This is a genomic window from Bacillus sp. BF2-3, from assembly GCF_008368795.1.
Classification (GTDB): Bacteria; Bacillota; Bacilli; order Bacillales; family Bacillaceae_G; genus Bacillus_A; species Bacillus_A cereus.
On the sequence record NZ_QOSA01000009.1, the window covers coordinates 54660 to 62725 of the forward strand.

An 8066-nucleotide genomic window follows, 5' to 3' on the forward strand; every position below is an offset into this window, starting at 1 on the left:
TTATAAGCTGACGTTTTTTATGTTATTGCGAGTGAGAAGAAGAAATAAATTTAAAAAACAAATGATCATGAATTGGAATTGCCGCTCCAATTCCTTGAGAAGTAATATTTTTCACAACAAGTCTTTTTTGATTTCCCTTTAATACAAGATACACTTCTCCAAATGTTACTTTTCCCTTTTCATTTACTGCTGGTGTATAAGCGTATAAATATCCAAGTTGACTCGGACTAATATTATACACACGCTCATGTCCAGTACCATAACCAATAGTTGTCTTAAACGAAAGAGGTAATTGTACTTTTTCAAGTGCTTTGAGAAGCATCATTTTTTTCACATCTGCAGCATCTTTCATATCTGCTGTTAAATCGCCTTCAACCGTCTTTTGTGTTTCTTGCTTATAGCGAAGTGGATATAAACGGTCTCCTCCGCGATTATCATACACATTTCGATTCACTTGTTTATATTCCCAATTAATCGATGTGTCTACTGATTCATAATGTAAGGCCCATTGACCTAAATAAATTTTTGCCCGATACCCTACTGCAAGTGGCGCATTTGAAATTGTCGTTTCATTAAACATCCGAATTAAGTCTGGATTTTCAATTTTAATATTAGCCGTTTTCAATAGCTCTTGAGCAAATTTACTTGGTTGTAAACGTGGCAAATCTTGCGCATCATTTGGAAATGTATTGTCTTTTGAAATATTTAAAACAGATGAAGGCATTTTTGTTCCTACTGTTGTCTTTGCAAAACTCATGTTAGGAAATAATAAAATAAACGAGACCATAGTTGAAAGACATATGCTGTATACTCGTTTCACCTGTCTGGCTCCTTCCTATGTAGGTATATATACTACTTCGTTTATTGTTTTCTCTGAGCGCAATTGTTATGCCTATTTTTCATAATAAATAAAAACCAATTCCCATAATGACATACGCCGCTAGTAAAGTGCCTCCTTCAAACCAGTTTGTATCTCCATCATTGGAAATCGCAATCGTTAAGAAAACGGCTGTAATCATAGACACAAGTTCTGGTATGGTAAATACTAAAGGCATCCTTTGCGCGAAGAACATAGATAGTAATACTAATACAGGAGCAACAAACATGGCGATTTGTAATGTAGAGCCTATTGCAATTTCAACTGCAATATTTACTTTATTTTTATAAGCCATAATAATTGCAGACGCATGTTCCGCTGCATTCCCAACAATTGCAACGATAATAACCCCTATAAATAACTCTGACCAGCCAAATGACTTTGCAACAGTTTCAAAAGTATGCACGAGTGCCTCTGACACATAAGCTACCGCTAGTGTTGCTATCGCTAAAATAAGTAGCGCCTTCCCTTTCGACCACTCTGGCTCTTCTTCATGCGCTACTTCGTCACTTTTATGTTGATATACACCACGGTGCGTAACTAACTTAAATAGTAATGCAGCAAGGTACATGATAATCATAATAATAGAAACACCTATACTTAATTGATACGTCTTGCCAGCGTCCATCTTCATTGAAAAGATCTCTGGAATAACAAAGGCCACAACAACAGCAAATATTAATAAAGCTGAATTATGCCTTGCATCATATACATTAAAACTTTGTCTTTTGTATTTAAGACCTCCAACAAAGAAGGATAACCCTCCTACTAATAATAAATTTCCAAGTACAGATCCCGTTAAAGAAGCTAACACCACTTCAATTAACCCTGCTTGAAGTGCAAAAATTGAAATGATAAGTTCAACAGCATTACCGAAAGTAGCATTTAATAATCCGCCTATTCTAGGACCAGAAACAATTGCTAGACTCTCTGTTGCTCTACCCATAAAACCAGCTAATGCGATAATCGTAACACAATACACAGCGAACATAATTGTTTCTGGCCAATGAAGTGTTTTTCCAAGTACAGATAGTGGTACACCTATAAGCGCTACTATAAGAAATATTTTATTAAACATGTTTTTCATCCTTCCATCGTATGTATTTCTCCTCAATATTATTATTATTCTTCTCCTAACTTGTCCGATTTCATCACAATTACGTTTAAAAAATCGGATTGAAGAAAACAGTATGAAAGATATTTAAATTATCTTGTTTAAACAGACAGAATTATAAATTGTGAAAAGGGGTTAAAATTATGCACTTAAAAGAAAAAATCGCAACTATTATTCAAGGTCAACGTACTGGTGTATTATCTACAGTACGAAATGAGAAACCTCATAGCGCCTTTATGATGTTTTTCCATGAAGATTTTGTACTGTATGTTGCAACAGATCGACAATCAAAAAAGATAACAGATATTGAACAAAATCCTAATGTCCATGTACTACTCGGACGAGAAGGGAAAAAATTAGATGAAGATTATATTGAAGTTGAAGGATTGGCTTCAATTGAGGAAGACTCGACATTAAAAAACAAGTTTTGGAATAATAGCTTAAAACGTTGGTTACTCGGCCCTGAAGACCCTAATTACGTATTGATAAAAATCAACCCCGACACAATTTATTACATCGATGGTGCCGGTACGACGGAGCCTGAGTTTTTACGACTATAAAATAAAACAAGCCCCCCTTAGGTGGGCTTGTTTTGTCGAAAAGTTCTTTTGAAAAAAACAATAAAATAGGTGGAACTTTCTAAAGATTCTGTTATATAATAGCATTAACTTAAATAAACTGTATTAAAACAGATTGAGAGGAGAAATAAAATTGATGAAGAGAGAAGAACGCAAAAACATGATTGAGTTTATTGAAAAGAAAAAAGGGATTGAGCGTGACGAATTACTGTTTATGACAGACGATGAAGTAGAACATATTTATAATGTAACGTACTTTTTATATGAGGAAATTGCAGAGTAGTATAATAATCCCCACCTTATTAAAAATATAAGGTGGGGATTATTTCGCTATTTAGCCCACTATTTACAGGCAGTAAAACTCCCACCTTAAAATTCAGGTGGAGCAAGGAGTTAAGTTGAAGTCGTGCTTCCTATAAGCTCAATTGCTTCAACTTTATACATGAGAATCATTTTCATGTATAATACTGTAAGATTGGAGGAATTTTACTATGAGTTCGTGGCTCTTATTTGCACTATTATCAGCAATTGCTGCTGCCCTTGTATCGATTTTTGGAAAGTTTGGTTTAGACGGCATCGATGCAAACGTTGCAACAACAATTCGATCTATTATTATGGCATTATTTATGATAGGCGTTATTATCATACAAGGTAAATTTCAAAATATCGGCGACGTACTGCTAAATAAAAAAGCACTGCTATTTATCACATTAAGTGGGATTGCAGGTGCTTCTTCATGGCTATTTTATTTTCTTGCCCTCAAAACAGGAAAGGTTTCACAAGTAGCTCCTGTCGATAAATTAAGCGTCGTATTTTCTATCATTCTCGCTATGATTATCCTCGGTGAAAAGTTAAACTTTATGACCGGCGTTGGTGTAGTCTTTATTACAGCTGGTGTATTATTTATTGCTTTCAGCTAAAAAAACCGCTATTAGCGGTTTTTCTTTTTCTTTATGTACAACCATACAAAACATGTAACAACTGCTGAAATTAATAAAATCCATATTCCATAATGATGTAAACTATACTCAACGAAGCGCCACTTCTCGCCTAACTTCCAGCCAAGCCCAATAAAAACACTTATCCAAATGAGCGCACCACCGTAAGCGTACAAACAAAAACGCCAAAGTGTCAAATTTGATACCCCAGCAAAATATGCTGTTAAATGACGTACGCCCGGTATAAAATAACCAATCATTAAAAGAAATGGCCCATATTTTTCAAATAAAATATGTGTTTTTTCAATGTGATGTTCTTTAATTCTAATTTTCGGCCCATATTTCTTTAAAACAGGGAGCCCAAGTTTTAAACCTAATATGTAGCTTAACGTGATCCCTAACATCGCACCAGCCAGCCCACTTAAAAAAGCAGCAGTTCCTGACATAACTCCTTTTGAAACATTATAACCAACAAAGGTCAATAAAAACTCGTCTGGTATCGGTAATCCGACAATCCCACCAGCCAAAGCTATAACAATTCCAAAATAGCCATAATGCGCGATTAACTCGCCAATATGTTGTTCCATTCGGAAGACACATCCTATGCACGGTCGTTATTCCACATTGTACCCTTTCTATCTTTAAGGCAAACATGGTATACATATTCACTATACATTGTTTTTATAATGAACTCTACTTCTATTCTTTCCTTTAACAGAGATAAAGAAAAACTTTACTCAGTGGGAGTTTTGTTCATCCTCTACTAATTATTAACCTATGCCAATCTTGCTTTTACAGACATCCCGACTCCACATAACTCACTTACATTCACCAATTTTGAGATTAGATTCTTATTGCCCGCAAATAACCCGATAAAAAATAAAAATTCATATGCGTGTTTTTTTGTTACAATAAAGGAAAGTTACTTTTCGCAACGGTTTAACTCTCAAGAAAAATGATATATCTAGCAAAAACATAGTTTGGTCTATATAATGCAACTTCTACCTATTAAAAGAACATACACCCTTTTACATACAACATCATTTTTCTAAATTATACAGGGGGGAACGAACATGACCATTGAAAATCAATTTATTCAAAAAGTTTACTATAAAACATTTTTAACAGAAGAAACTTCTACTCCTGCATCGGAAGTACTCGGTGAAGCATATATAAATGAATCTAAAAATGAATTCTCCAACATTTCTAATATTCGATTTGCTCAAGGTGAATTTTATTATCAAAATAAAGATTTTGAAGCAGCTATATTTAAATGGGAAAAAGTAAATAATGCTCTTGCACTTTGGGCGACAAAAAATATTGCAGATGCTTATTTTGAACTAGGATTCTTACCAAAGGCAGAAGAAATTTATCAATCTATCCAAACGGAAGATACGACTCTTACGATGGAGGTTTCCTTACAACTTCTTTCTCTTTATATCGAACAAGATCGTTTAGGACTCGCTTTTAAGACGATTAGTGAAGCTGTTGCATTCCAACCGGATTACCCAAATATTACTGCAATTGCACGTTCTTTCTATGAAAAACAAGAAGATTGGAACAACGCTATCGAACTAGCTGTTCAAGAAGGTATCCGAACACAATCTTTACACTGGTTTGATACGTTAATAACTTACATAAACAAAGGATTTACAAAAAATATTAAGCCTGAATATTTCTATGAGTCTTTAAAAGCTCTATATGCTGTTGATCAAGCTCAATTTAAAGAACTTGTTATTGCTCTTTGGAATAGCTATCAACATGAATCCTTATACCTTCCTTGGATTCAAAGTATTAATCATTTATTCTTGCATATTGAAACAGACAATAATGACGATTGGAATGAAATCTCTACTCGCTACCAAGAAACATACTTTGCATTAATTACCGGAAATCATTTTATGCATGAATTAAACGGACTTGTACCAAATTTATTAACAAATTGGTTCAGTTTAACGAAAGCAAAAGATTCTCTAGTTGTCTCTGCAGCAGTGTTAGCATGGAATGAAGTCTCACCTACAACTTTAGAATCATTACTCGTAAAAAGTGCTGGATCCTTACTTTCTAATACATCAGCTGAAGCAGATGTAAATATGGAAACAGTTTCTCATTTATTCGAAACAATCGCTGTATGGGCTGAGAAAAATGATGTAGATTTAAGTCATCAATTTACGCTACTCGTCCATGAACTATGTGATTTAAATGTCACACCAATACTAATAGCTGGAACTAGTGACCATGATAAAACATCATTTGTTAATTCAATATTGGGAGAGAACATCTTAACTGAAACTTTAACAACTCCTATTCTATTTAAAGACGCTAGTCAAACTGAAATAACAGAATTTACCGAGTTAGATATAAGAAATATCCCTAACCTTGATGAATTCCATCAAATAACGGCTACATCTGCTCAGTCAGAACTTGAGAAAAAATGTATAGAAATTAAGCTACCAAGTAGGTTTTTAAGAAAAAATAAGTTTACATTTCTTATTACACCATCTATTCAAGGACAATTGGATAAAAACAATGCATACTTTGAATACTTACAAGCAGCAGATAGCCTTGTATACGTATTAAATTCTTCTTCACCATTGCATAGTCAAGAAATTGATACGTTAATTTATTTACGTGAACAAGTACCAAACTTACAAATTCACTTCGTATCACACACAAATAATACGACTACTGATGAAAAACTAATTAGTAAACTTAAAGTACATTTTCCAGATGCACAATTCTTCCCATACTCTCCTTCGCAAGAGAGTAGCCAGCAACTTGGAGATGTAACAGAATCTATTCTTTCTAATCTTGCAAAACGCGATATAGAAAAAGAACGTATAGAAAAGCTAATATGGTTTACGCAAAAGACCATTGCTTATCTCATAAATGAACGTGTGGAATTAGAAAATACATTAGTAAAATCCGTACGCTGGAATAAACACATCTCAGTGAAACTTACTGGATTTATTAATAACCTTACTGCTCTTGAAAAAGATAAAATTCGTTCTATTACCGAATCCTATCTTTTAACGAAAGAAGAAATTACACGAGATATACATTCTCAAATTCCTGAATTATTACAGAGCTGCTCTGATCTTGTTCAAGAAGATAGTGATTTCAAATTAGTTCATGAAGAATTAAATGCTGCAATGAATGAACGAGTTCAAAAGCATGTACAACAGGTACTTCTTCCTAAATTTACTGGGTCTATTCAAGAATGGATTGAAACAGCACATAATGAATTTATTCAAGCTCAAGCTTATTTAGATGAAATGAGTGAAACGTTTAATAAATTATATAAAGAAGAACGTATGAAACTTCCTTGCGATTTCAAATTATTAGATGATTGGAATCGAGATGTTGTACGAATGACAAATCGAATTACAGTAACGAACATCAATATTTTATTACGCTTTACACCGACACAGTTTTTCTTAAAAAGTGCCGGAAAATTATTTGGTAATATGCAAAAAAACCAATCTATGCTCGCCAACAAATATAAACAATATATTGAAACAGAAGACTATACAGAAATTGCTCACACAATTTCAAAACAATTCTTCCTTCAATTTGAAGTATTTGAAGGTGCATTAGAACGTGATATCATGATGTTCTTCAAAGATCCACTTAATATATTGAAACAAAATGTAGATGCAGCTCAACTTGAGATAAAGGAAGACGAGCAAACATTAGCAACGCTAAGAAGCAATCCAGAAACATATCATGATCCTTTGGCGTTATTTAAACTACAATTGCTACAACATAAATTCGTTTTAAGTACTACAAAGAAACATGAAGATATTTTTGTATCAAACGAATCTCCTACTGTTTAACAAAAAAAACCAAGCAAACTAAAATTTGCTTGGTTTTTTACTTTATTATTTTCATATGTTCAAACGGATAATAAATGCCTGCTAACTTTCCTAACACATCTTCTCTATCAATAAAACCTAAACCATTTCTACTATCTTTACTTATTAAGCGATTATCTCCCATAACAAAAATCTTATTTTCGGGAACTGTAATTGGTCCAAAGTCCTCTGTTAAATTCATAAGTTTTTTTTCTGCTTGTTTTTTATTACTATCCAAATACTCTTCATCTTTCACTTCAGAATTTACATATAATTGATCATTTCTCATCTCAATTATATCTCCAGGTAATCCAATCACTCTTTTGACATAAAAATTATCTGTTTTCATAACAATAATATCTTCTCTCCCATAGCTTTCAAATTGTTTTGCTAGCTTATTAACAATCACCTTATCTCCATCTTGCAACGTCGGCCTCATGGATGCTCCTTTTACATTCGTCGGAAAAAACACAAAAATTTTCGCCAAAAACACCAATAAACATGCAATTGCAATAGTTCCAAAGAATTCACGCCAACGTTTTTTCTTTTGCATCATTTCACCAACTCATCATCTTTTTACTTTCATTATAAATAATACGACCGATGATTTTCTACAAAATTCTGAATTATAAAATTATAATATTAGAAATTTAAAAATGGTAATACTGATCAAATTAAACAAGCAAAAAAGATACTCTCAAAATA

The 8066-nt window shown here is 33.2% G+C and carries 8 protein-coding genes; 4 read left to right on the forward strand and 4 right to left on the reverse strand.

Features of this window, described 5'->3' with window-relative positions:
* Positions 1 to 22: 22 nt before the first annotated feature.
* Both DN401_RS08945 and cax read right to left on the reverse strand, forming a co-directional pair.
* The gene (locus tag DN401_RS08945; RefSeq protein ID WP_002083605.1) at positions 23 to 820 is read right to left on the reverse strand and encodes a YfkD famly protein; all 798 of its coding nucleotides are present in this window, start codon (positions 818 to 820) and stop codon (positions 23 to 25) included.
* Between the two features lie 79 nt (positions 821 to 899).
* Positions 900 to 1955 carry a calcium/proton exchanger gene (gene cax / locus DN401_RS08950; protein ID WP_000482137.1) on the reverse strand — a complete coding sequence of 352 codons (1056 nt, stop codon included), beginning with the start codon at positions 1953 to 1955 and terminating at the stop codon, positions 900 to 902.
* A 179-nt stretch (positions 1956 to 2134) separates the two neighbouring features.
* Here cax and DN401_RS08955 point away from each other — a divergent pair, with 179 nt between their 5' ends.
* From DN401_RS08955 to DN401_RS08965, 3 genes are all read left to right on the forward strand, one after another.
* Positions 2135 to 2551, forward strand: a complete 417-nt coding sequence (locus tag DN401_RS08955) for a pyridoxamine 5'-phosphate oxidase family protein (RefSeq protein ID WP_000550220.1) — start codon at positions 2135 to 2137, stop codon at positions 2549 to 2551.
* 154 nt (positions 2552 to 2705) lie between these two features.
* Complete coding sequence (locus DN401_RS08960; protein WP_000817786.1) at positions 2706 to 2852, forward strand: BH0509 family protein; 147 nt, start codon at positions 2706 to 2708, stop codon at positions 2850 to 2852.
* Positions 2853 to 3060: 208 nt separating this feature from the next.
* On the forward strand, positions 3061 to 3489 hold the full coding sequence (locus DN401_RS08965; protein WP_000100295.1) for an EamA family transporter: 429 nt from the start codon (positions 3061 to 3063) through the stop codon (positions 3487 to 3489).
* 11 nt (positions 3490 to 3500) lie between these two features.
* On the opposite strand, the gene DN401_RS08970 is transcribed toward DN401_RS08965, so the two are convergent.
* A complete protein-coding gene (locus DN401_RS08970) occupies positions 3501 to 4094 on the reverse strand; it encodes a DedA family protein (protein WP_000434872.1) in 594 nt (197 codons plus the stop codon).
* A gap of 486 nt (positions 4095 to 4580) precedes the next feature.
* On the opposite strand from DN401_RS08970, the gene DN401_RS08975 reads away from it, so the two are divergent.
* Positions 4581 to 7343, forward strand: coding sequence for a tetratricopeptide repeat protein (locus tag DN401_RS08975; RefSeq protein WP_000151418.1), 2763 nt, complete (start codon positions 4581 to 4583; stop codon positions 7341 to 7343).
* Between the two features lie 37 nt (positions 7344 to 7380).
* Here DN401_RS08975 and lepB read toward each other — a convergent pair whose 3' ends face one another.
* Entirely contained in the window at positions 7381 to 7917 is a 537-nt protein-coding gene (lepB, locus tag DN401_RS08980; RefSeq protein WP_000983303.1) for a signal peptidase I, read from the reverse strand.
* Positions 7918 to 8066: the final 149 nt, after the last annotated feature.